Raw genomic sequence first — 25,542 nt, 5'->3', positions numbered from 1 at the left:
TATGCAAACGCAAACACATCAGGAGCAAGGCTACCAGCATAATCGTTATCCCGACCAGCGTGGACGCTTCGGCGACTATGGAGGGCAATTCATTCCCGAAACCCTCTCCACGATCTTCGCCGATCTGGAAGTCGCCTATGAGGAGGCGCGCAACGATCCCAGCTTCCAGGCCGAATTGGATGATTACCTGCGCAACTTTGTCGGGCGACCAACACCTCTCTACTATGTACCACGCTTCTCGCGTCTCGTCGCCCCAGAGGTGAAGGTCTACCTCAAGCGCGAGGACCTCGCACACACAGGCGCGCATAAGATCAACAACGCGCTTGGGCAGGCCCTCTTGGCGAAACGCATGGGCAAGAAGCGTATTATCGCCGAGACTGGCGCGGGACAACATGGAGTCGCCACTGCCACCGCCTGCGCTATGCTTGGCTTAGAATGCGTCATCTACATGGGAGCCGTTGACATAGAGCGCCAGTCCCTCAACGTCTTCCGCATGAAACTGCTTGGGGCCGAGGTACACTCGGTCGAAGCCGGCTCACGCACGCTCAAGGACGCCATCAATGAAGCCTTCCGCGACTGGGTTAGCCATCCCGACGACACACTCTATCTCTTTGGCACTGCTGCTGGACCACATCCCTATCCACGCATCGTCAGAGACTTTCAGTCTGTCATTGGCATTGAGGCACGCGCGCAGATACAGGAGATTGAAGGACGGCTCCCCGATACCATTCTGGCCTGCATAGGTGGCGGCAGCAACGCCATTGGCATCTTCTATCCCTTCGCGGACGCCAGCGAGGTAGCATTTATTGGAGTCGAAGCGGGCGGCGAGAACATGGAAGAGGGGAAGCATGCCTCAACACTGGTCGCGGGGCGTCCCGGTGTACTGCATGGCGCGATGAGTTACCTCCTTCAGAACGAGGACGGGCAGGTACTTGATACCCATAGCATCTCGGCTGGTCTAGACTATCCAGGTGTTGGGCCCGAGCATAGCTATATGAAAGATACAGGGCGCGCAACCTATGTTTCGGCAAGTGACACGGTCGCGCTCCGTGGACTCCAGGCCTTGAGTCGTAGCGAGGGTATCATTCCGGCACTCGAATCTTCACATGCGCTTGGCTACTTGCTTGAGATGGGTGAGCAAGGAGAGATCAAGCCTGGTTCGTTAATCGTCGTCAACCTGTCGGGGCGCGGCGACAAGGATATGCAGACCGTCGCCAAAGCGCTCAATGTGAGCCTATAGAGAGGGCAGAGAAGGCATGATGTCATTCGGCTATCGTTCGGACTTGTTAGAGCGCTATCCTAACGTCGTTGGAGGAGTCATTCTGGCACGTGATCTGCGCAATGGACCCACACCAGAGAGCCTGAGAGAAGCCTATCTGGCGGAGCAACAGCAGACCATACAGCGCATAGGGAAAACTCCCTTGAGTCAGTTGCCATCGCTGGCAGCATGGCGTAGCGCCTTGCGCGGTTTCGGCGTCGAGCCCACACAGTATCGATGCGCCGCCGAGGCCCTCCTCCGCCGCTTGACGAAGAAGGGTGACATTCCTAGCATCAATACCCTGGTAGATATAGGGAATCTGGTAAGCATCCGCTATGCCCTGCCCGTCGCGGTCTTCGACACGCAAGCCCTGACAGGCAAAGTGACCGTTCACTTCGCCGATGGCAGCGAGCGCTATACGCTTCTCGGCAGCGACGAGCCCGAGCATCCCGAAGTAGGAGAGGTCGTCTTCTCCGATGAAAGTGGACTCGTCGTCGCGAGGCGCTGGTGCTGGCGGCAGAGCGAACCAAGTGCAGCCCAGGAGAGCACGACGAACGCCATCATTACGATTGAGGCGCATCACCAGGACAGTCACACCGATATCACGAGAGCACTGGACGACTTACAAACCCTCCTGCACGCATACGCCGGAGGTAGCTATACAGCGGCGATACTCGGCGCCTATCACCCCAGCATCGCCAATACAGCACATGAGGAGCAGTAACAATGGAAACCCAAGCAGCGAGTGGCATAGCCCCAGGGCAACGCCTCACACACGCCTTTGAGCGTGCGCGAAGCGAAGGGCGGGGGGCGCTCATCCCGTATTTGATGTGCGGCTATCCCGACGAAGAGCAGAGTATACGCATCGCCCAAGCCATCATCGACGGTGGCGCGGACATTATCGAGTTAGGCTTGCCTTTTAGCGACCCTTTAGCCGATGGTGTAGCAATTCAGCACGCAGGACACGTCGCGCTAGAGGGCGGTATGTCAATACAAGGTTGTATGCGCGTTGCTGCGCGCATCTCGTCCCATAACGACACGCCACTCATCTTTATGGGCTACTATAATCCAATTCTGGCCTACGGCTTGCAACGCTTCTGCGAAGACGCGCGCCAGAGTGGGATCTGTGGTCTGATTATTCCAGACCTACCACCTGACGAGTCTGAGCCTTTACGCGAAGCAACCACACATGAGGGGATAGCTCTTATCTTCCTGGTTCCGCCAACCATCAGGGATGAGCGGATCGCACGGATCGCGGATCTCGTCAGCCAGGGGCCAGGCGGCTTCATTTACTGTGTATCACGAAGCGGGGTCACGGGCTCACGACGCGACCTGCCGCCTGGCCTGCAAAGCTTTATCGCACGCATTCGGGGCTTCACTGAAGAGAAGCATATCCCGCTTGCCGTTGGCTTTGGACTCTCGATGCCCGAGCACATTCAACAGGTCACACAATACGCCGAGGGAGCCATAGTTGCAAGCGCGCTGGTCAACCTGATAGATCAGCATAGCCCAGAAGAGCAACCAGCGGCAATCAAGAGCTATATTCGGAGCCTACGCGGTCTATAGTAGGACTATTAGTACATGCCAACCAGGAAAAATAGGAAACAGAAGAGGAGGAAAAATGCCTATTGACAATGACATCAATTATCGATGCGCAGGGTAACAGCAGAGATAAGACATGGTTTAGTATCGGCAAATGATAACAACAGTGCCGATGAAAGCCCTTCCAGGGCTAGCTAAACCTTGCCTTCATCCCTTACAATGAAAACACTTTTGTTCTTTCCCATATCCCTTCGGAAACCAGAAAGGACATAGAAACTTACCATCTGTCAGAAAACCTGAACTGCCGCAACATTGGCACTGGTTTTCGCAGAAGAAGTTAGCTGCAAAGGGGTGAAAGCACTTGAACTACTGCCGAGGAATACGGGGCGCGATAACCGTCCAAAAGAACACTGAAGAGGAGATCTCGGTCGCAACAAAGGAGCTTTTGGGGCATTTGGTGCGAGAGAACAACCTTCAGTTGGAAGATATCGCGAGCGCGCTCTTTACCATGACCGATGACCTCAATGCCTGCTTCCCTGCACAGGCAGCCCGAGAGATAGGATGGACCGATGTTCCGCTGATGTGTATGCGCGAGATCCCGGTTCCCGGGAGCCTGGGGATGTGTATCCGTGTGCTGCTACACGTCAATACGACACGCAGTAACACTGAGGTACGTCATGTCTACTTGCGCGACGCCATCAAGTTGCGTCCACACTATGCACTGGATGACTGATTACATCCAGTCGTAACTTAGAACAAAAGACACTCACTAGTAAACGGATGACGCTATTAAAAATTAACCCGGCAATGATGACAAGGTAGTCACGGTGGCCGGAGCGCGAGCGCTGTTGGCTCGTACTCAATTTGCTAGAAGAAGAAGGAGACAGACTCATGATTGTCGTCATGAAAGCCCACAGTAGCAACGAAGAAGTCCAACACGTCCTTACATTCCTGCATAATCACGGACTTTCAGGCCATCTCTCACAAGGTGTCGAGCGAACTGTCATTGGTGTGTTGGGGCAGACCAGCACGGATGGCGCGCCCAGTGGTATCGGCAATATCACTCCTGGGCTGGAAGACTCGCTAGGGGCCTTGCTGGTGTAGAAAATGTCGTACGTGTCTCAAAGCCATATAAGCTCGCCAGCCGCGAATTCCATCCCGCGAACACCATTGTAGAAGTAGAATCGGCCTGTGTAGCTGGCGGTAAGGTCGCTATTGGTGGCAGGGATGTCGTCATGATGGCAGGTCCCTGTACCGTCGAAACTGAGAAGCAACTCATGACCTCCGCCGAAGCCGTACGCAAGGCCGGTGCCGTCATCCTGCGCGGTGGCGCGTTTAAGCCGTCAACCTCTCCCTATGGTTTCCGTGGTCTGGGTGAGAAGGGGCTGCAACTTCTGGCAAAAGCGCGCGATGAATTTGGCATGGCAATCATCACCGAGGTCATGACTCCCACAGATGTTTCTATGGTATGCGAATACGCTGACATCCTTCAGATTGGCACGCGCAACATGCAAAACTATATGCTCCTGGACGAGGTAGGGCGCACCAACAAGCCTGTCGTGCTCAAACGGGGCATGTCCGCGACTATCGAGGAGTGGCTCCTGGCAGCAGAATATGTGCTCTCGCAGGGCAACAAGAACGTTATCCTCTGTGAGCGCGGCATCCGCACCTTCGAAAAGGCGACGCGCAATACAATGGACATCAGCGCCATTCCTCTGATCAAGAGCCTGTCTCACCTGCCGATCATCTCAGATCCCAGCCAGGGCACAGGCAGACGCGATCTGGTCGGACCACTGACACTGGCCTCTATCGCGGCTGGTACCGATGCGTTGCTCATTGAGGTGCATCCAAATCCCGATGAGGCACTCAAAGATGGTGCGCAATCGCTCACCATTAAGCAATTCAATGAACTGATGCCACAGTCGCAGGCGGTGGCGCACGCGATTGGTCGCGACTTCATCACACGCTAACCAGAGCGTCTTTGTGCTTATAGAGCTCAAGAGATGTGGGGAATTGCGCGATTAAGATATTGCGCACTTTCCCGCATCCTCGATACCCGCCAAACGGGCCAATTTCACCGTCTGGGCAGAACTAAAAAGCCCAGTACCTGTAAACAATAGCTCTGGTAAAAGCGGGGATTTCTGGTATACTGTGAGAAGAGATAAGAACTTATTACATTCTCCGGGTGACTGGCGCATACGTGGATGACCACGGGGAAGCCTGGAGAAGAGGATACCAATGTATCAGCCGCTCGCCTGGGCTGGGCACCAATTACTCCTATCCGAAAACCCGAGCGCACTAGCGCTAGCCGCAACAGCGGCGCCGTGCCCTCGTATGAGGGTTGGGTTTCGCGTAAGAGGTTGATGGTGCCTTTTTTGTTTGCAGAAAATAGGGAGAGGTATAGTACATGCTGAAAGAGAAAATCGCCCTGCATTTAGCCGGTCCGACCCCCATTCCACCACAAGTCGCCGCCGCGATGACTATGCCGATGATTAATCATCGCAGCGATACCTTCAGTGTGCTCTGCAAAGAGGTCGCCAGCAAGCTTGAGGCGCTCTTCCGCACACAAGAGCAGGTCTACGTCCTGGCGAGCTCGGGTAGTAGTGGCTGGGAAACGGCAATGGTCAACTTCGTGCCTGCTGCGGTCAAAGTGTTGAACGTCATCATTGGCGACTTCGGCGAACGCTGGTCCAAAGCGAACGCCGAGTTGGGTTACGAGGTCGAGAACCTGCGCTACGCCTCGGGAACTGCCGCCAAAGCAGCCGACATCGCCACCATTCTAGAGAAGAACCAGGGCAGCATCAAAGCCGTCTGCTTCCAGCACAATGAGACCAGCACCGGTGTCTCCAATCCGGTCAAGGAGATCGCAGCCGAGGCCGCGAAGTACGGCGCGCTCTCACTCGTTGATGGTGTTTCAAGTGTAGGCGCACTCCCATTGCATATGGATGAGTGGGGCATAGATGTCGCCTTTACAGGCTCACAGAAGACGCTGATGTGCCCTCCAGGCTTGATGATTATCGCCGCGAGCAAGCGTGCATGGGCGCAGGCCGATGAAGCCCACACACCCAAGTTTTACTTCAACTTGCAAGAGTATCGCAAGAACTATGACAAAGGACAGACGCCTCAGACGCCCGCCATTTCGCTCTACTATGGTCTACAAGCCGCTCTCCAGATGCTAGAGAATGAAGGTTGGGACAAGGTACAGGAGCGCCATCATCTCATGGGTGAGATGAGTCGCGCTGGCATCAAGGCAACAGGGCTGAAGTTGCTTTGCCAGGAAGAAGAGTTCGCCTCAGATACGCTCACAGCGGTCATAGTTCCCGATGAGGTGAAGGCAGCAACCTTCCTCAAGACAGCAAAGGACTCCTTCGGCGTCATCTATGCCGCTGGGCAGGGCAAGGAACTCAAGGAGCGTATCTTCCGCATTGGGCACATGGGCTATATGACACCCAATGATGTCCTGGTAGCTCTAGCAGCCGTTGAGAACAGCCTGGCAGCCGTTGGCTACGACATTCAGCCAGGAAAAGCAGTCGCCGCCGCACAGGAAGTATGGCTCCGCGATATTCGCCAGCACTAAGGAATCCAGGCGCATCAGGAATGCAAAAAAAGAGGGATGACTCGTGCAAGGCAAGTTATCCCTCTTCTCAATCCCAGGCTACTCGCTCAATGACCATTTGTAGTACGCCATCTGGGTAGGGGCCTCTTCTACACCCACCATAATTGAAGTCAGGTTAGAGGTATCATAAGCCCGCAACTCATCGCAGAGCGCGCCACAGATATATTCAGCCAGGCACTCAGCAGTGGAGTTATCTATTGGTAATTCCGCAACATCCTCGCGCGGGAACATATAGTGCTTACCATTGAAACCGATCTTCCAATTATCCTCAGAGGAGGTAAGCTCCAATTGTGGATTGTGCAAGGGCAGCAGGAAGCGGTGGTCCAGGCGCTTACAGATATCCTTTGTCAATCGTTTGAGGATGGTAAAGTCAAACACCAGCTTATCTTCTCCCAGGCTCCCCTCCACCTCGACCAGCACGCCATAATTATGGCCGTGTAGACGCTCGCACTTACCTCCATAGGTAATAAAATGGGCGGAACTAAAATTTAGATACCCACCCTCAATCTTCACTTTGCGCGAAATCCGCTCGCCAGACATGACAACCCTCACCTATTTTCTTCTAGCTTACCATAAAAAGCATGTACCAACGACGCTTAGCGGCTAGCTTAGCTCAGGCACATATATGTCTTACTGCTATGCGATCTTTGTGATGTCTCCAGCATATCATTAAGCAATCAGCCAAACAAGTATGGATGCCCATTACCTACCGGAGAGAACAAGAGCAAGCAAAGAGGCTAGCTAGACATACGCGCTTTCTTGCTACTATACTATACTCATGCGAGTAGAAATTTCCTACTTGAAATCAAAGGAGAGAGCACAATGACAATAGCCGAAACGTTCGAAGCCTTGCAGTCGCGCTTCAAGCCAGAAGGCGCAGCAGGGTTAAATAAAACGTTCCAGTTCAATATCACCGGCGAAGATGCTGGGGTCTATGCGGCCAAGATTGAGAATCAGACATGCCAGTTAATTAAAGGTGGCGTCGAGAAACCAGACGTGACCTTTACAATCAAGGATACCGATTTGATCGCGCTCATTGGGGGTCAGTTGGATGCCATGAACGCCTTTATGGCTGGTAAAGTCAAAGTGGCTGGCGATATGATGCTCGCGATGCGCCTCCAGGGGCTCTTCGACTTTGGTCGTTAAGCACACTCACGCTCAACCGGTGCGGAAGCGACCCGATGATTGTCGCTCCGCATCCATACCAATGCTGATTGTTCCATTTCGCGGTGGAGCATGAGTGGAATCTTTTCGATTATACTATTTACATAATGATCCAACTTGAACTCTGTTAAGCTCTTATGTTATACTCGTTGTAACTCAGAATATCTTTTGCCAGGCACTTTTATTACACGGCTGTAACCCGTAGAAAGGCGTCCGACAAATGGTCCTTAGGAGTAACGAATTACACCGTAACCTACAGCACCTCAACGGTATGATGACAACCCATGAGGCGGCGAAGCACCTTGACCTGAGCTATTGGCACTTTATGCACCTGGTAGAGGCTGGACGTATACCCGGTGTGCGTGTTGTTGACCGATGGCTCTTCACTCAGGATGACCTGAATGATTACCGACGGAGCCGCTACGGACAATTAGAAGATATGGCCCGTGCTGCCCTGACGCACCCGGCTGTGGGGCTCACAGATAAACAAGCCGTTATCTGTCGCTATATCCTGGCTAATGAGCGACCATCTGACATAGCCCGCAAGCTCGAACAATCCCGTCAAGCAGTGCATTCACAAATAGCACTCATCCGAGAGAAAGTCTCACGCGCCCAGGCCGCCCCCGACGCTCCACCAAAACCTCAAAGAAGATCTCGTACGCGATCCAACCCTATTCCCCTCCCTCCAAGCCTATGATATAACCACACCATCTCACCCTCACCCTGCCAATATCACGACACCTCGAGCAACCAGGCTCTTTGCCCGGTCAGGCGTTCTGTGCGTGCGTCTCACAACAGTATGTCGGAGAGCATAAGCATGGCTCATTCACATAGTGGAACTTTTCCATGTGCTAGAGCGTCTCTATGGTAAGCACCATTTTCAGCTCCAGCGCGACAAGAGAAGATTCTCTTCCAGTTCGCGCATGGGCACTTCGCCCAAGCAGAAGGAAGAGCGATATCATGCATATACACCATATAGAAATATCTGACCAGCGCGCACACCTACCTGAACGCCACGCGTTCTTGACGCATATGGCGCTTCTATCATTCATACTCACGATCATTGCCATAGCGATCTCCGCGGATAAAGGAGGGGCGACAACCATGTCCACATCAGATAATCATGGCTCAACGGGTGCGTCGGGCGCGACAATAGCAACCATCACGAACTCAGGCTCAACTAATACACCTGGTTTTACGCTTACTATCGCTTACGATGGCAGTGGAACGCTGACCTACAAGCCGGGAAACAACCAACGCTTCGCCTCATATCAAGATAAGCGCTTTCCCGCTGGTACCTTCTCCGCTTCACAGCTCTCAAGCCAGTTGCAAGCAATCGGAGATGTAAGCAGCATCCCTTCAGGTCACTGCATGAAGTCAGCCTCGTTTGGCACACGTACAACGATTACCTATGAGGGCAAAACCAGCGGCGACCTGTCCTGCCCAAACGCCAGCGATACGCCGGCTCACTTACAACTCAAGCGCAGCGTATTGCAGCTCGCAAATCAGGCAAAATAAACAATTACAAGCATACAGGCAAGCCTTCCGATTTCTGGGAGGGCCATCTGGGGTGAGCATCCCCTAGATGGCCCTCCCACTGCATTTCCACACATCTATTTTTGAGCTTTTCATCGTATATATCAATATAAAGCAATGCATGAAAGGATTTCTATGGCTATAGATCAACAGACAACGCCGGACCGCTCAAGGGCTGGCTATCTACCCATCGAAGATTATGCTGTCATTGGCGACCTGCATACTGTTGCCCTGATTGGCAAGAATGGCTCGATTGACTGGTGCTGCCTCCCTCGCTTCGATGCTCCAAGCGTCTTTGGGGCCATGCTTGACGCGCAGAAGGGTGGCTATTTTAAGATAGCGCCCCAGGAGACACCCGGCATGGGGCACAAACAGATTTATCTCCCCGAAACCAACATTCTGGTGACACGGTTCCTGACTGTTGATGGAGTAGCTGAGATCACCGATTTTATGCCTATTAAACGCGGAAGGCGCTCACATCGCCAGCATCATATCGTCCGCTCTGTCTCCGTCGTACGTGGCTCTCTCTCCTTTGAAATGGCCTGTCGCCCCGCGTTCAACTATGGTCGCGACGAGCATACATTGACATTCTCTGATGATAAAGATGGCGTCATCTTCCGTAGCCCTAACCTTTGCCTGGCACTCATCGCCTCTATACCCATGCAAAGCGACGACGATGGTGGAGTACGCGCCCATTTCACCCTTCACCAGGGCCAATCGGCACGCTTTGTCCTTGCAGGTGCAGACAGCGACGATATCGAGCCCCCTGATCTCTCCGAGGCCCACTATCGCTCGGATTTCCAGGAAACGATGACCTACTGGCAGAATTGGCTATCGCAATGCCAATACCAGGGCCGCTGGCGCGAGATGGTACAACGTTCGGCGCTAGTCCTAAAACTGCTCACCTACGCGCCAACAGGAGCCATCGTCGCGGCTCCAACGACCAGCCTGCCCGAAACCCTGGGCGGAACACGCAACTGGGATTATCGCTATACCTGGCTTCGTGACGCGGCCTTCAGCCTTTATAGCCTGCTTACACTGGGTTTTACCCAGGAGGCTGAGGCCTTTATGGGTTGGCTAGACGCCCGCTGTCATGAGCTCAAAGGTGACCATGCCATGCTCCAGCCCATGTACACCATCGATGGCAAGCATGATTTGACCGAGTTCACACTCGACCATCTCGAAGGATATAAGAAGAGCGGCCCGGTGCGTATAGGTAATGGAGCCTACTCACAGGTGCAGCTTGATATCTACGGCGAACTCATGGACGCCATCTACATCTATAATCGCTATGCTGCCATCTCCTATGATTTGTGGGAGAATTTGTGCCGTTTGCTCAACTGGCTTCAGGATAACTGGTATCGACCCGATGAAGGTATATGGGAGGTTCGCGGGGGAGCGAAACCCTTTGTCCACTCACGCTTGATGAGTTGGGTCGCCTTTGATCGTGGCTTACGTATAGCGCGCCATCGCGGTTTACCCGCTCCAGTTGACGACTGGACACGGACGAGCGCGAAAATATATCAAGAGATCATGGAAAAGGGCTGGAATGAGAAGATTGATAGCTTTGTTCAATACTATGGTAGCGATGCTGTCGATGCCAGCTCCTTGCTGATGATATTAACCAAATTCGCCGGTCCCCAGGACCCACGTATCCTGAAGACCGTTCGCCGTATTCAGCGTGACCTGAGCACCGATTCGTTAGTATATCGTTATCATCCCAAAAAGGCCGCCAACGATGGACTTGGAAGCCTGGAAGGGACATTTAGCCCCTGCAGTTTCTGGATGGCGGAAACGCTGGCACATGCCGGTCGCGTACAGGAAGCGCGCCTGATGCTAGAGAAGATGCTCAGTTACGCCAACCATGTTGGACTGTACGCGGAAGAAATTGGCCCTACAGGGGAGGCCCTGGGCAACTTCCCACAGGCATTTACCCATCTATCGTTAATCACCGCTTGTTATAACGTCGACCAGGCCCTGAACAGAACCCACCCAACTCCATCATATACATTCTTTTAGCGCTGATGCCTGAAAATAGGGTCTCCTTGACGAAGCAGGTGTGAACCGCTACAATGTAGGATGGAATTGTCGGTTCATTTTACCTGCTTAACCACCGGGCGCCGTGGCCGTCCGGTTTTCTTATGCCCTTGAGGAGATAACGCTTTTACCATGCAAATTTCTGACGTTACCGAGACCAGCGAGACAACTATGGCGCCCAGCGAGACAGCTTCCCATCAATTTCAAGAACGTACCGACATCCGCAATGTAGCAATTATCGCACACGTTGACCACGGCAAAACCACCCTCGTCGATGGACTGCTCAAACAGAGCCACATCTTCCGCGAAAATCAGCAGGTCGGCGAACTGATTATGGACTCAAACGACCAGGAGCGCGAGCGCGGCATTACTATCCTGGCGAAGAATACCGCCGTTAACTATCGCGGCGTAAAGATTAATATTATCGACACCCCTGGACACGCAGACTTCGGCGGCGAAGTCGAGCGCGTACTGAATATGGCGGATGGCTGCATCCTGTTGATCGACGCCGCCGAGGGTCCAATGCCTCAGACCCGCTTTGTACTGCAAAAGGCCCTTGAGCTTGACCTCAAACCAATTGTGGTCATCAACAAGATTGACCGTAAGGACGCACGTATCGATCAAGTTATGGAGTGGACACAGGATCTCTTCCTGGAATTAGCGAAGACCGACGAGCAGCTTGAATTCCCGGTGCTCTATGCCATTGGACGTAATGGGGTTGCGATGCATAACCCCAACGATGAGCAGGTCAACCTTGAACCGCTCTTCGAAACCATTATGCGCGTCATTCCAGCACCCCGCGTAGACCTTGAGGCTCCCTTCCAGATGCTTGTCGCGGCCCTGGATTATGACGATTACAAGGGAAAATATGCTATTGGGCGCGTCGTGCGCGGTCGCCTGACCCCGAACAGCAGCGTTGCTCGTATCACACGCGACGGCGACATCAGTCGGCAGAAAGTAAATCTGGTCTTTACGAATCGCGGACTGGGGCGTGTTGAGATTGCCGAGGCTCAGGCTGGTGATATCATCGCCCTGACAGGCATATCTGACGCGAATATCGGTGAGACACTTACCGATCCCGAGACTCCCGAGGCTCTCCCAACCATCGCCATCTCCGAGCCAACCTTGAAGATGAGCTTCGCGGTTAACACCAGTCCCTATGCGGGACGTGAAGGAAAGTTCCCCACTTCGCGCCAGTTGCGCGCACGCCTCTATCGCGAGCTAGAGACAAATGTGAGCCTCCGCGTTGAGGATGGGAACTCGCCTGACGAGTTCGTGGTTTCAGGACGTGGTGAGCTTCATCTCTCGGTCCTGATCGAGTCAATGCGCCGCGAAGGCTACGAATTCCAGGTCTCACGCCCAGAGGTCATCACACGTGAAGATGAGCGTGGACACCTCACGGAACCATTCGAGCATCTTGTCATCGATACCAGGGACGAGTTCATTGGCGCGCTGACGGAGGTTCTGGCGACCCGCAAAGCCCAACTTGAGAACATGACCAGCGACGGCAACGGGAATGTACGCATTGAGTATAAGATCCCGACGCGTGGTTTGATTGGCTTCCGCAATAGCTTCCTGACCCTCACCAAAGGTAACGGTGCACTGAGCAGTATGCTCATCGGCTTTGAGCCCTGGCTCGGCAAGATTGGCAGCACGCGCATGGGTGCACTGGTCGCCTCAGAGACGGGAACAGCGGTTACGTACGGCCTCAACAACGCGCAGCAGCGCGGTGATACCTTCATCGAGCCTGGCACACCTGTCTATGAGGGCATGATCGTTGGTCTGAACACACGCCCCGCCGACCTGGTCGTCAATGTGTGTAAGGAGAAGCAGAAGACCAATGTTCGCTCTTCGACCTCCGATATCGCCGTCCGCCTGACACCACCAGTGCTGATGAGCCTGGAGCAGTCGCTTGACTTCATCAACAACGATGAACTGGTCGAGGTCACACCTAAAAACATCCGCCTACGCAAGCGCTACCTGACCCAACACGAGCGCGCACGTGCACGCGAGATGGACTAAGATCTTCTATAACTGAGACGAATTTCTTAACACAAAAGGGCTCACAGCTTGGCTTTCATTAGCATAAACTGTGAGCCTTTATCATATACCAACCGCCACAAGGCGCTTACCAATTTCTTGAGGACTTCGTAACGTTAAGATCACGCCATGTAAACTCGAAATTTGTAGCCTCTCTCAAACGCAGGTAGTGGCAGATCGCACGTACAGCCAATGAGGTAAGCACCAATGCAAAAGGGCGCGTGAGAGGATAATCGCAGGGATCGCCCTGAGTGGCTTGCGGAACTAGATAGTCCGGCTCCCAGAGACCGCTACCATAGAGACCATCGCCACTAAAGCCAACGTGCAGGCAGGGAAGCGCCAGAGTTCGGGTCGTGTTGCTCACAGCCTCGCGACCGGCATGATTATCGAAGGTATCTATCACCAGATCGCTCGTGGTAAGCAGCTTAACCGCGTTCTCAGGTGTAAGCTCGATAACATGAGCTTCAACCTTTGCCTGTACAGCTCGATAGAGCGAATTTGCCAGGGCCCGAGCCTTAGGGGTACCGATCTCGCCACGCGTATAGGGCTGGGTCGAGAGGTTACGCATCTCTACATGATCTTTATCAATCAGCCGAAGGCGTTTGAAACCCATACGCGCCAGTGTCTCGCAGAGATTGCCACCCAGCGCTCCAGCGCCACACATAGTAATGATCTTGTCGCTTACTCCTTCCAGAGGCTCATGGCGCTCTTCGTGGAAGAAAGGGCTGTTAGCATTGAGTGCGCTGTGATTCATTTCCTTCATCCTCACTCCCAATCATAATAGGGATCATCCGCGTTAATCATGACATCGACAAGACTGGTTAGATCAAAGTCGCTATCACGGTCACTGAGGCATATCCCGCTGGAGACGACATTGAGCTGTGTATCGATGGTTGAGCGATAACGATAATCCTGTTCGCGCATGCTCCACTCCACGACGAGGTGCGACGGTGCCCCAGCATACCCAGGCAATTCGCTAAAGCTGTGCAGACGAGCATCAGCCTTGGCGAGTGCATAACGCAAGCGGGCTTCGAGGGCAATATTGTCCGATGCAAAACCGCTCGCTCTCCGCTCTTCAGCCAGGGTCTTTTCAAGCTGGCGGACCTGCCAGATCAGAAACGCCTGACGCTCCGATGCTGCCAGACCAGATAAGAGGCGCTCAACCGTATCTTCTCGCGTGGTCGCGTCCCGTAGCCATTCAGCATGGCGCGGGTCCGATCGCAAATCAGGCCCTTCAAACCAGAGTTGCTTACCATCGACGCGCGCGATAGCACGCTCGAAGCGCTCTGCACCGTTACCAGGATCACAAAGGAGGATAGGTATTGGTTCGGCAGATATTCCAAAGCGCTGATGCGCGTCCGAGGAGTTGAAAGGAATAGCCCACCAGGTTCCTGGCACGCGCATAGTGTTATCAGGCCAGAGGAGAACAACGCGCAGGGCGGGTAGCAGTTCAAGGTAACCGCCGCGCTCCCAGGGTTGCGCCTCCTCTATCAGCTCAACCTCGCGCTCATTACGAGGTCGGAAGCGGCCCCAACCCACAAAGTCTTTTGGTACTAGCTCAAACTCGTAGACAAGGCCCGCGATCCTTGTACGAATACGGCCCTGTGGCAGCACAGGTGCGATGATTTCGCGGCGCAACGCTTCCTGGCTCTGCTGGTGTATACGCGCGATAAGCGCACGAGGATCAACCCTGGGCTTCTTTTCTCGTGGCATAGAGACTCCTACTCTCATGAACTTATTCCACAGGCGACTTGGCTCCCTGGCATTCACGGCGATTGGCTCTCGCGCTCGTTCGCATAGTAGAGCTATACTATGAGCAATCTCATCATCGCCCCAAGCAAGGAAGGGAACGGCATGGATATACACATACAAGAGTGGCAACACAACGAGTATACAATCAGCACAGATCCAACCAGGCTCGACACCGCGACCATTCACCAGTTTCTTTCAACCTCGTACTGGGCCAAAGGCATCCCCCTGGAAACGGTACAGCAAGCTATTGAGCACTCCCTGAACTTTGGTGTCTATCTAGGAAGCAAGCAGGTTGGTTATGCGCGCGTGGTGACCGATTACACGACCTTTGCCTATATCGGCGATGTCTTTATCCTGCCAGTATATCGTGGGCGCGGCCTCAGTAAATGGTTGATGGAGAAAGTCGCAGCTCATCCGAACTTGCAAGGACTGCGACGCTGGATGCTCCTGACGCACGACGCGCACGGCCTCTATGAGAAGAGTGGTTTCCAACGCCCGACCTCCACTGAACGCTATATGGAGCGCGCCTTTCCCAACATTTATCTGGATGCCAGGGCAAAGGAGCAATAGAACAGAGAGTATCTCTCTGTGGCGGGAGATACTCTCTCGTTAGATTAGACTGCCTGAAGTGGCTTGGGGTGCTGGGGCAACTCCTGGCTCATAATCAAGTCGACCAGTTCCGCGCGCGTTGCTGCATTAAGCAATGGCAGCAGGTTCGGCAGGCTATAGTAATCGCCATTGAAGCGATAGTTCATCACTTCAATACCATGCTCTCGCAGCGACTTCTCAAAGCGCTCGGTTACATACCCAACCTCGACGATAATCACCGAAGGGTAGCTCTTCAAGGTTTCGACGTACTGATCATAGGCAGCATTGAAGGTTGGCGCGGTATTCTCACCACCATCCGTCACGACCACGATCATTTCAGCACGGAAGTTATCAGCGCGCATCTTCGCCACGCCCGCGCCAATACTGGTGCTACCGTTAGCCTTGATAAACTTGAAAGCCTGATCCCAATCGCTGAGTTCGGGACGCTCCTTCTCAGGTGCCGAAACCTTGACCTCGAAGGCCGCCGAGTCGAAGGCATAGACCCGGAATTCAGCGGAGATGACCGAGCTCACCAGGGCCGCGATCTGCTTTGAGACATCGATAGCCTGAGTCATCGAGCTACTCTTATCAACCAGTAATGCGGTCGGACGCTTGACCTCGACCTTACTCGCGACACGCTTATTGGTGACCTCATTGAGCAGACGCGTGCTAGACTCATCCAATTTGGCAACGCTCGCAGCCTTCTTAGCTTTCATAGTCGAGACGCGCTTATCGCTGGTCGCTTGAGTTAGTTTCTCTTCGATAAGCGCCTTCACTTCGGCGTTATCCATCGCCCCACGACGCTTGAGCATTGCCATGTTATTAATGACTTCCTGAGGAGACATCGATATAATCAACGCCACCAGCAATGCCGGAGTAATCTGCTTCACCGCGCCAATCGCTGTGGTGTAGGGAATCTTATTCTCCAAGATCAGGAGAGCCTGCTCCTGGACGTCTTCAGCCTTCGCAAGCTTCTTAAGGACCGCAAGGGTGCTATCCTCTGGCGGACGGCGCTCGAACAAGGTAGCCTGAGCACGTGGTCCCGGCTTGATACGCAGGCTAGCATACAGATGCTTGAGATCACTACGCGCGCGCATAGCCGCGCCATCGAACTGCCTGGGATTCTCCTCGCGCTGGCGCAGATAGTGCTCAATGGCCCCCTTGAGCGAACGGGGCACCTTACCCACGACCTTCTTGGCATGATCGAGGACACGCGAAACCTCGTACGGTGCAAGCTGCTGGAGCAACACCCACGCCACTTCACGAAACTCAGGATAGTCGCTAGTAGCGAGATGCGCGATAAAGAGCACACGGTGATCCCGGACCTCACCATTCTTAAAGTACCAGGGCGCAAGGTGGCCGTAGAAGAGCGGATCACGCTCCAGAGCATCGGTGTGCAAGGGTGCCAGCTCGCCCAGCTTGCGATGCGGCGTCATAAGGAATGTGTTCAGGATTTGCGCACGAATATCGTGCTCTTGCGTCTCTGCCATGAAAGCCACCTCTTTCGTCTGAGCGCGCTACAGGTCGAGAGCACGACGGTACCGCGCGAGTCTTGGTTTGAGGAAGAAAAGAGAGCCCTGTACGAGTCGGGAGAGCTTTAGATGTCCAGGCGAACCTGGACGGTACCGGGCAAGCCCGGCGAGTACTGGAGTCGAACCAGTTAGCCACTATGTCACCATAGAGGCGTACCAAGTTTGTAAGCTCTACAGAGTGAGAGTACAGGGCAAAATAGATGTTATTTGAAGCGCGGACAGAAAAGGTAAGACCGGGGCGCGCGAGTCGCATGAGCAATTCAAAGCAGTGCTCTACCAATTGAGCTAAAAGCCCCCACTGGGGGACTTCACGGGGCTTGAACCCGCAACCACTGGATTATCAATCCGAGTTTGTAAGCTCAAACTGTAAGAGCGCACCCCGGTCTTCTCTTTCTATCATTCCTGCGATCTTTTGCAGGCTCTTCGCCATTCCAGGAACGGCACGTACGAGTCGAATAAGCTATGTTCAAAACAGTCAAACGCGTTTAGCCGCTCCGCCATAGACCTGTTCAGGTCTAGCAGGATTCGAACCTGCGAACCTTTCGGTATTTGATCCAAAGTTTGTAAGCTTATTCAGTGGGAGTACATCCCGGCCCTGGACTAGCGAAGGACCAGCAAATAAGCCTGCTCGTGCAAGTTAGCGGAGCTATGATACAAAAACCCACGTGAGGGATAGTGTGTAAGCTCCTCTTGTCGGAACGCGAGCAGGCCGTTCATTTCTTGGTGCGGCAGATTGCCCTAACCGTAGATCGCCTCCGGACGCACGATAATCGCGTTACTACTGCGTATAACCACGTGATCGTCCAGCGAGTGCGGAAGAAGATGGAAGTGGAGGATCACCGTCTGTTTCACCTGCTCATCAGACGCATCAGCTTGTAGGCCGAACAACACTTCCATAGGAAGCTCAGTGCTCCGACCCTCGAAGCGCACATGCAGTGTCTGAAGTGTTCGTCCAGTCATCGGTGTACCTCCTGAAGATATTGTCAAATCCACATGACTTTGTTTTTTGTCAAGCATCATTTACATAAGTAAATGTACCTGTCTTTTGTGGGTTTGTCAAGACTTTTTAAGGGCAATTTTATGATACACACAATTTTGCTATCAATAAAGAACATATCTATCACTGCCGTTATCTTATGTTCAAGATACAGGAAGTTCAAAAATATGGCTATGAGTTATTTCACACTCCATCCTCGGGCGTGGTCTGACAAATACACATGGAAGATACGCCATCAAACCTTGGTCAGCTATAAGATGATAGAATAAGAGTTGTGTAACAGCGAACAAATTTTTAACTACCTTATCGGAGAGAAACGAACCCATGAACCCATTCGAAAGAATTGCCAATAGATACAAGAATCTACCCAAAATAGATCTCACCCAGGGTCATAGTATCGCCTATTCGCGCAGCACAACCCGACGAAATATGGAACTTATTGACGCCAATAGCCAGGGGAACGTACATGGCGGCGTCATTATGCGCATGGTTGACGAAGCAGCAGCGGTTGTCGCCATCAAGCACTGTCATCGCCCCTACGTCGTAACCGCCAGAGTCGAGCGCTTCGACTTCCTGGCTCCCGCCTTTATCGGCGATGTTGTATCTGTAAATTGCGAGATGCACAATGTCGGGCGCACTAGTATGGAGGTTGGCGTTGAAGTCACAGCCGAAGACCTGATTACCCGCGAAGTGCGCAAGATCGCCAGTAGCTACGTCATCTACGTCGCGCTGGACGAAAATCGCAAACCAACGCCTGTACCACCTCTTGTCCCCGCCAACGATGAAGAGACAGCCATCATTGAACGCGCACGCATTCGCCGTAAGCACCTCCAGCATCTTGAAGAGGTGCTTAAAGGCAACCTTTAAATAGCTTATGCCAATGAGGATGGGCAGAGGATAGGCATACCACTTTGCAACTAACCATTATACAGAGAAGCGTCACTGCTTGCATGCCAGTGACGCTTCTCTATATAGATAGAGACCGCAAATGCGATATCTCTACTTCTTGCATGCAATTCCCTCACATTCGCTTCCGCTTTTAGCCATAAGGAAGGTATAGAGTCTATAGACACTATAGACATAGTGGCATACGACTTATTCACGTGGAGGGGAATGTATGCAAGAGCGTAAACTCAACCGAGTACTGAGCAAGGACCAGTTACTGACATTCTTTGGTCTGCCAGCTAGTAGCAAAATAGCGAAGAAAGAGTTGCTCAAACAGCTTGTTCAGCTTTTCGAGACCAATCTACAGGAGCGGGATCGCCTCTTGAGGATGTTCGCGAACGAGCTTGCCGTTGAACCCACCGAAGCCCAGGCGTTGCTACAATGCACGGCATCCGAACGCCGACGCTGGATTGAAGAGGGACGGCTACCAGTGCTTGCTTACCGCCAATTTGAGAAATGGGGCCGCACCATCAATTACCCCGTGCATGATCGCCTCACACTCATGAACATTTCTCAGGACGATATAATGAGCTGGCGTAATGAGCATCTAGCCAGCGTTGAACAGAAGCGTAGCGATGGTAATCAGCGAGCACTCATCAGTCGAGAGGCAAACAAACTCGCACGTGAAGAGCAGCGAGAATCCTGGGAGCACATGCTGGCGCAATGGCAGGCGCAGGGATCACCGGAGCTTACCGCAACGCTGGAACTCGCCTACTGGACAGTTTGGTGCTCACGCTGGGCAAAACAGAATCAACTTAAGAAGACGCATGCCATCAAATATGCCGCGCTTTATCAGCAGCGCAAAGAGGCTTGGTACCAACGCAAGAACATAGCAATGTTGCTACTTGCCCAAACGCCCCTAGCAAGGCTCTCTTTCTACCGTCCTCCTGAGCCACACAAGTACTCGCTCTGGCTCTGCGAGAGCCATAATAAAGATCGACATGAGGGCTTTTATGAGTCAGCCTGGGAGTATGCTGCTATACACAAACAAGCGATCAAAGCCTGCTCTCAATGCACCTATACAGAGATCCAGGACTATTACTCACTCTACCTCCTGGAAATCCAGCCTTCAGACTTTTCAGATCTTACCTTCTCGTTTCATATGCCATATCCGCTGGGCAAGAAGCACTTTCCGGTCCCCTCAACGCTACCCCGCCGGACACATGTCGAGCAAGAAGGCTCCTTCCGCTTTGGACGCGCGCTCTTACCAGGAGAGCAGATCACACATCGCGAGGAGGAAGTGCTTGCGCACTTTAAAGCAGCTCACAACCGATTGCAACAATGGTATCCACTGGATAATGGGACAAATGACACTCTTGAAGACAATAAGGACGATGTACACTGAAACTCATATTCTGGACTCATCCTTATTGCGCGAATATCATTTCTTAAGACATGATATCTGTTATCAGGTCTCATTCAAGGCAACATAAGCAGAAAAAGAGGTAATCATGCCTACCATTGCTCACTGGTGCGGTTGCTGTGCCTTGCCTATACGTGGCAACCCACCTAACGATGAATGCCCTCGCTGCCACTATCCCGTAGAGATACGGAAAGAAGAGAGCTTTCTCGAACGCTCACTACGGGACCTCCACCGCGCCACAATTTATCAACGGAATATTCTCACAGTTAGTGAGCTTATCTCCACATATCAAGCCCGTATGCTCCTGCTTCAACGCGAACAGCAGGCAAAAGTGGTCGCGCAAGCGCTCGCAAGCATGCCCGAGGCACCAGTTAAACCGGCTACAACTTCCAGCACAGATATACAAGTAGAGCAGACCACGCAAAAGATACCCACAGTTGAGCCTGCTCTATCTGCTCATATCACCTTTTTTCCGGAACCTGTCGCATCGCTGACAAACCCAAGCACAACACAAGCCTCGAAACCTGTACGGTCAGCAGATGAGACCATAACATCACCCACGCCAACTCCTAAACCAAAATCGACGCCGGTTGCGCCACCTCCCGTACAAGCGCCACGACAGGTATTCTCGCTCAAATCCTTCTTTGAGGACCAGACCATCAATATTGTCGCCTCGCTGGGAGCCTTTATGATTCTGGCGGGCTCGCTAGGCTTCGTCGCGACCACGGATAAACCGCTGGTTTCATTCCTGATCATGCTCCTGGTACACGCCATCTTCGGCGTGGTCGGTCTCATTGCCCAGCGATTCGCGAGTTTCCGCGTGGTCTCCCTCATCTATACCGCCATCTTCGCGCTCCTGATCCCCCTGGTTGGCTTCTCGGCCTATCAGCTTGCGGCAGGGAGCCTGGTTACCATTTCGCCACCAGCACTCATTGCGATGGCATCCGCATATGCCGCCATCGCCTATGGCTCACTGGCGGTATACCAGCGCTTTAGCATCTTCAGTTACCTGGCATTAGTGGCACTCAGCATCGCGGATCTAGCAGCGGCATATGCTCTCCACTTGAGCGCCCCTTGGATGGGTTGCGCACTGATGCCGCTGGCTCTGCTAGCGATGATTATCCTTCCAAAAGACAAAATGAGTGTCAGCATCTTTGACGGTAGATTGGCAATCCTACGCGAGCCACTCGCCATCGCGATGTATACCTGGGTCGTCATTTGTGTCCTGAGTATCTCCTATGCTCTCATGCGGGCTCTCCTGTCAGCTTCCATATCTTCTGGAGTGTCTGACCTGGAGCCGCGTTTCGCCCTTTGTGGGCAAGTCGCGTTACTCCTGCTTTGGGCTAGTGGCATGGCATGGCGTACCAGCAAGGGGCGCTGGATCCTGGGCTCCTACTACCTGTTTGCCACACTGGCTCTTTCCATTGCCTTCACACTCTCCCTCCACGCAGCAGGATACGCACTAGTGCTAATAGGCACTGCGCTCTGTTACCACCTGCTGATACGCTTCTCCCCCGCCTTTATGAGTGCTCTCCAGCCTCAGAAACTTGAAATGCATCTTGAAGCAGTCACAATCTTTCTCACAGCAGTGGCACCTCTCGTTGGCATGCTCAATATGCCCCAACTTCTGATCCAACGCACATTCGACGCTGGTAATCCTTTCACGCTCCCGGCAGACGCCATCGCAACGCTTATTGTTTGTACCCTTGGGTTGCTCATCACCCTGAGCGCCCTGGCTCATCATATGGCCCGGTCACCTAGAACGACAGATAGCAAATTTAAAATCACGCTGTTTCTCTTGCTGGGCGGCTACCTACTATACTGGGGCTGTGGAGCTCTAACCCTCCTACTACCAGTGCATCCTACCTGGCTCTTTCTTGGCGTTACGCTGCTCCTTACAGCCCTCGCCTACATGGTGAGACGCGACCACGGGGCAAGCTTAGGCCTACCTCTAGAGCTTGTAGCACTGGCTGGTATAGGTCTGACACTCACCTTTGCGATATCACTACCAGATACAATCCTCCTGATGCTCCTGTTTGGCTTTGAGGGCATCTATTATATACTCGCGCTCAGCCAGTGTCGGCCTCGCTTGCTCTGGCTCATGGCGCTCTTCCCCTACCTGACCTTAGGACCACTCTTCCACCATCAAGCGCTCCTCTTCTGCTTGAGTCTGGGACTACCAATAGGTGCAGCGTTACTTAGGAATCGCTCCCGACAAGCACACGAAGGCATGAAGCTCTCATTCACTTGGGAATGGGTATTCTTTATGCAGGCGCTTCTGTATGGTCTCTATAATCTCACCTTTATAGGGCTGGACATCCTCTTCCCTGGCGAGTTCAATACCCTGGCACGCGAGCTTCATATCTCTATGCCAGCTGTCCTCAAACTGGCACTTCTGGCGGGAGTCTGGTATCTCGTCGCAGTCATCACCCGACGCACATTCTGGCTTAGCATCACCACCTTCTTTGCCATCATCGCAGTCTGCCTGCCTGATAATAACTTCCAGTTCCAGAGTTGGCTGGCGCCCCTGAGCATTCTCATCACCCTGGGCATACTTATGCGCTTTGGGCGCGTCTGGAGCCTACCTTTCGCTATTACCGCCATACTCGCAACATTCATGGTAAGTGTCAGTGGGCAGGCAGAACATATGCAAACCGCTATGACCTGGGTGCTACTTGGATGTGCCGCACTCTACTACGTCGCGGGCGTCATCAGCCACGAGCCGCTGGCAACCGCGCTTGCTCCCGCGACGTTCCTCCTGCTCATTAAGGTCTCACCAAATACCTTCGCACTGCTCGCTTGGTTTGCACCTCTCAGCATCATACTTACACTCGGAGCACGTCTGTTACTTGGACGCAAATATAGCCTGTCACTTGGGCTAACGTCCTTCATCGCCATCTGTGTGCTTGGCATCCTAGGCGGAACCAGCAGCAATCAGGGAACACTCACTACAACCTTTTGGCTGCTGTTGCTTTGCGCCGCACTTGTCTATGGAGCGAGCGTCATTGCCAGAGAAAGGGTATTCGCGTGGGGAGCGAGCGCGCTCATAGTTTGGGCATTCCTTCTACCTGTTAATATGTTTGCGTTTATCGTCTGGATCGCTCCTCTCAGCATCCTGCTAGCACTAGGCGTGCGTCTCGTTGCAGGACGACAAGCCGCCCTGCCTCTGGCGCTTGCCGCTGGTATCGCTACCCTGGCTGTGGGAATTACCGGAGCCACCTGGAATGAGATGGCAACAGCGGCCTGGGTACTACTACTCTGCGCACAACTCATCTATATCAGTGGGCTCGTTAGTCGCGAATCCTCAGTAACCTGGCTCGCCCCGCTTTTTACCACATGGTCTGTATATTATGCAGGACTCCAGGGTGATCTGTATCGTCCTGCCCTTGTCGCACTCACCTTCGCCCTGCTCGGCATCGTCAGCAGATACATTAGCTTCTTGAAGACGGAGGAGAGTGCATGGTGGCGCAGCTACCGCCTGCCATTGTATGCGACCGCCCTGGCTTCTGCTCTCCTCACTGGCATTTATGGCTCGCTCGCTAATGTCAACGTGCCCTTCTACACTGCTGTACCGGATATCCTGGTGCTCTATGCCTTGATAGGCTACATCGTGCTTCTGAACGAGCACCAAGTCACAACGCTCTGGCAAGGACTAGTGCTGGGCTTCTCAATCTGGGGTCTAGCACTGGGTACCAGAGTAGCCACATGCGACATGGCAAGTCATGCCTGCTCACCTCTCCAGATCCAGCAGGAAGGATGGTACCTGCTCGCGCTGACGCTGGGCCTGGGCATTGTTGGGCTCCTGGTAGGGCGACTGGCGAGGTACATTGCTCCATCAGTGCAGGATGATGAGAGGAGAGGCGCTATACTTGCTCTACGCTTTAACGCTTGCTGGTATCTGGCAAGCCTGATGGGTATTATCATCCTCACCAGTTGGCAGCAGAGTATATCGAACTACCAGTATAGCGGTCTCACACCTCTGTGGCTTACATCGTTACTCGCCCTCAGTCTCATCGTCATGTTCGTAGAGAGCCTCCCTGAAATGCTTGTCCTCTGCGCCAGCCTGGCCTTCTGGGTCATCCGCGATATGCCCTGGGCTGATTGGCAGCAGGCGCTAGCCTATAGCGGTCTGATGCTACTCGTCTTCGCCTCACCGTGGCTCTGGCAGAGGCGCGCCCTGGTGACTCGCTGGTTCTCTCCACAGAGTATAGCCCAGGTCCTCAGCCTGGGTGGACAATGCCTGGTTGTCCTCTGGCTTGCGGGGCGAGGCGGACTGGTCGACCAGTCTTCTCCACTGACACATACTAGCGCGTTCTCGTTGCTGCTTCTAGCGGGACTTGCGAGTCTTACTGGTTATACCCAACACGCGCGGCAATGGCATCGCTGGTACTATTACATCGCGCTACTGCTCGCTAGCGGAGCAATCTCCTGGGAGCTTCTCGCGCTCCAACAAACGAGTTTCGATGTGCTCACGCTACCACTTGCAACAGGTGTTATACTCGTCGCAGCCTTCCTACAGCGCGACGAAGGGCTGCCCGCTCAGCGTATAGGAGCACGCCTCAGTGCCATATTAGGCGCGGCCCTGCTTCTGCTTCCTACGCTCTGGCTTAGTTTTAGCGGCAAGAACCTCACACCCACGCTTTTGCTGGGTGGCGAAGCACTGATCCTACTGATTATAGGGATTGGTACGCGTATCCGGGTCTTTGTCCTTAGTGGCGCCGCCCTGGTAATCGTCGCAGCTATGCACGCGCTCTTCCTGCCCACTCTTGGCCTGCCTCCCTCGCTGGCCCTCGCTATCATGGGGCTCACGCTACTTGCCCTGGCAACATCCCTGAGCCTGACCCGCCACCGCCTGCGCCATGCCTGGACCCAATGGCAATAGGCATGAGTTCCTGCGGTCACATAACCGTAAGAGAATATCACACGAACCCCCTTCGGGTATCCGAAGGGGGTTCGTGTGATACCTCCACCTGGATAAATGAAGATTCAAAAGAGAAAGAAGTGTGAAAAGCGGCAGACAATCAGTCTTTTTTGTCCTATACTGTCAGATACGCTGCCACAGAGTCAATGATACATTGCTGAAGTCGCTTTTCAAGCTGAATTGCAGAGTATATGGTACTATGCTAGTTGTATTATTTCGTGCCTGTTGTGATATGATGGGGTGGTACACCC

The 25,542-nt window shown here is 53.4% G+C and carries 20 protein-coding genes, 1 pseudogene and 1 riboswitch; of the genes and pseudogenes, 16 read left to right on the top strand and 5 right to left on the bottom strand.

All coding sequences use genetic code 11. From position 1 onward, the window contains the following. Position 1: 1 nt before the first annotated feature. The 7 genes and pseudogenes from trpB to K3T82_RS18270 all read left to right on the top strand — a co-directional run bounded on the left by trpB (position 2) and on the right by K3T82_RS18270 (position 6,377). Complete coding sequence (gene trpB, locus K3T82_RS18300) at positions 2-1,240, top strand: tryptophan synthase subunit beta (RefSeq protein ID WP_220194880.1); 1,239 nt, start codon at positions 2-4, stop codon at positions 1,238-1,240. A 16-nt stretch (positions 1,241-1,256) separates the two neighbouring features. After that, positions 1,257-1,982, top strand: a complete 726-nt coding sequence (locus K3T82_RS18295; protein WP_220194879.1) for a B3/B4 domain-containing protein — start codon at positions 1,257-1,259, stop codon at positions 1,980-1,982. A 2-nt stretch (positions 1,983-1,984) separates the two neighbouring features. After that, a complete protein-coding gene (gene trpA, locus K3T82_RS18290) occupies positions 1,985-2,824 on the top strand; it encodes a tryptophan synthase subunit alpha (protein WP_220194878.1) in 840 nt (279 codons plus the stop codon). 337 nt (positions 2,825-3,161) lie between these two features. Then, the gene (gene aroH, locus K3T82_RS18285) at positions 3,162-3,533 is read left to right on the top strand and encodes a chorismate mutase (RefSeq protein WP_220194877.1); all 372 of its coding nucleotides are present in this window, start codon (positions 3,162-3,164) and stop codon (positions 3,531-3,533) included. A gap of 158 nt (positions 3,534-3,691) precedes the next feature. Then, a complete protein-coding gene (locus K3T82_RS18280) occupies positions 3,692-3,904 on the top strand; it encodes a hypothetical protein (protein ID WP_220194876.1) in 213 nt (70 codons plus the stop codon). 35 nt (positions 3,905-3,939) lie between these two features. Further along, positions 3,940-4,770: pseudogene (gene aroF, locus K3T82_RS18275) on the top strand (3-deoxy-7-phosphoheptulonate synthase); the annotation flags it as partial. 205 nt (positions 4,771-4,975) lie between these two features. Then, positions 4,976-5,068, top strand: a riboswitch (ZMP/ZTP riboswitch). A gap of 139 nt (positions 5,069-5,207) precedes the next feature. After that, the gene (locus tag K3T82_RS18270) at positions 5,208-6,377 is read left to right on the top strand and encodes a pyridoxal-phosphate-dependent aminotransferase family protein (RefSeq protein ID WP_220194875.1); all 1,170 of its coding nucleotides are present in this window, start codon (positions 5,208-5,210) and stop codon (positions 6,375-6,377) included. A gap of 78 nt (positions 6,378-6,455) precedes the next feature. Here the strand turns inward: K3T82_RS18270 and K3T82_RS18265 are convergent, their stop codons facing one another. Continuing rightward, positions 6,456-6,956, bottom strand: a complete 501-nt coding sequence (locus tag K3T82_RS18265) for a 6-pyruvoyl trahydropterin synthase family protein (protein ID WP_220194874.1) — start codon at positions 6,954-6,956, stop codon at positions 6,456-6,458. Between the two features lie 282 nt (positions 6,957-7,238). Here K3T82_RS18265 and K3T82_RS18260 point away from each other — a divergent pair, with 282 nt between their 5' ends. From K3T82_RS18260 to typA, 5 genes are all read left to right on the top strand, one after another. Beyond that, on the top strand, positions 7,239-7,562 hold the full coding sequence (locus tag K3T82_RS18260) for an SCP2 sterol-binding domain-containing protein (RefSeq protein WP_220194873.1): 324 nt from the start codon (positions 7,239-7,241) through the stop codon (positions 7,560-7,562). Positions 7,563-7,800: 238 nt separating this feature from the next. Next, positions 7,801-8,277 (top strand): helix-turn-helix domain-containing protein, encoded by a 477-nt coding sequence (locus tag K3T82_RS18255; protein WP_220194872.1) that lies wholly within the window; start codon positions 7,801-7,803, stop codon positions 8,275-8,277. Between the two features lie 407 nt (positions 8,278-8,684). After that, the gene (locus K3T82_RS18250; protein ID WP_220194871.1) at positions 8,685-9,098 is read left to right on the top strand and encodes a hypothetical protein; all 414 of its coding nucleotides are present in this window, start codon (positions 8,685-8,687) and stop codon (positions 9,096-9,098) included. A 153-nt stretch (positions 9,099-9,251) separates the two neighbouring features. Next, entirely contained in the window at positions 9,252-11,135 is a 1,884-nt protein-coding gene (locus tag K3T82_RS18245; RefSeq protein WP_220194870.1) for a glycoside hydrolase family 15 protein, read from the top strand. Positions 11,136-11,324: 189 nt separating this feature from the next. Beyond that, positions 11,325-13,175 carry a translational GTPase TypA gene (gene typA, locus K3T82_RS18240; protein ID WP_236031329.1) on the top strand — a complete coding sequence of 617 codons (1,851 nt, stop codon included), beginning with the start codon at positions 11,325-11,327 and terminating at the stop codon, positions 13,173-13,175. A 106-nt stretch (positions 13,176-13,281) separates the two neighbouring features. On the opposite strand, the gene K3T82_RS18235 is transcribed toward typA, so the two are convergent. Together K3T82_RS18235 and K3T82_RS18230 are read right to left on the bottom strand one after the other, a co-directional pair. Further along, entirely contained in the window at positions 13,282-13,947 is a 666-nt protein-coding gene (locus K3T82_RS18235; RefSeq protein ID WP_220194868.1) for a HesA/MoeB/ThiF family protein, read from the bottom strand. An 11-nt stretch (positions 13,948-13,958) separates the two neighbouring features. Further along, positions 13,959-14,906: a hypothetical protein gene (locus K3T82_RS18230; RefSeq protein WP_220194867.1), complete on the bottom strand. Its 948-nt coding sequence runs from the start codon at positions 14,904-14,906 to the stop codon at positions 13,959-13,961. Positions 14,907-15,047: 141 nt separating this feature from the next. On the opposite strand from K3T82_RS18230, the gene K3T82_RS18225 reads away from it, so the two are divergent. Beyond that, the gene (locus K3T82_RS18225; protein ID WP_220194866.1) at positions 15,048-15,515 is read left to right on the top strand and encodes a GNAT family N-acetyltransferase; all 468 of its coding nucleotides are present in this window, start codon (positions 15,048-15,050) and stop codon (positions 15,513-15,515) included. A 44-nt stretch (positions 15,516-15,559) separates the two neighbouring features. On the opposite strand, the gene K3T82_RS18220 is transcribed toward K3T82_RS18225, so the two are convergent. Together K3T82_RS18220 and K3T82_RS18215 are read right to left on the bottom strand one after the other, a co-directional pair. Then, the gene (locus K3T82_RS18220) at positions 15,560-17,023 is read right to left on the bottom strand and encodes a vWA domain-containing protein (protein ID WP_220194865.1); all 1,464 of its coding nucleotides are present in this window, start codon (positions 17,021-17,023) and stop codon (positions 15,560-15,562) included. A 780-nt stretch (positions 17,024-17,803) separates the two neighbouring features. Next, positions 17,804-18,025 carry a hypothetical protein gene (locus tag K3T82_RS18215; RefSeq protein WP_220194864.1) on the bottom strand — a complete coding sequence of 74 codons (222 nt, stop codon included), beginning with the start codon at positions 18,023-18,025 and terminating at the stop codon, positions 17,804-17,806. 361 nt (positions 18,026-18,386) lie between these two features. On the opposite strand from K3T82_RS18215, the gene K3T82_RS18210 reads away from it, so the two are divergent. The 3 genes from K3T82_RS18210 (at position 18,387) to K3T82_RS18200 (ending at position 25,252) form a co-directional block, all read left to right on the top strand. Continuing rightward, a complete protein-coding gene (locus tag K3T82_RS18210; RefSeq protein ID WP_220194863.1) occupies positions 18,387-18,929 on the top strand; it encodes an acyl-CoA thioesterase in 543 nt (180 codons plus the stop codon). Positions 18,930-19,179: 250 nt separating this feature from the next. Further along, positions 19,180-20,352: a hypothetical protein gene (locus K3T82_RS18205; protein WP_220194862.1), complete on the top strand. Its 1,173-nt coding sequence runs from the start codon at positions 19,180-19,182 to the stop codon at positions 20,350-20,352. 106 nt (positions 20,353-20,458) lie between these two features. Then, on the top strand, positions 20,459-25,252 hold the full coding sequence (locus K3T82_RS18200; protein ID WP_220194861.1) for a hypothetical protein: 4,794 nt from the start codon (positions 20,459-20,461) through the stop codon (positions 25,250-25,252). Positions 25,253-25,542 lie beyond the last annotated feature (290 nt).

The organism is Ktedonospora formicarum (genome assembly GCF_016587355.1).
GTDB lineage: Bacteria > Chloroflexota > Ktedonobacteria > Ktedonobacterales > Ktedonobacteraceae > Ktedonobacter > Ktedonobacter formicarum.
The sequence above is the reverse complement of the archived record's forward strand: the minus strand, read 5'-3'. Positions and strand labels throughout refer to the sequence as shown.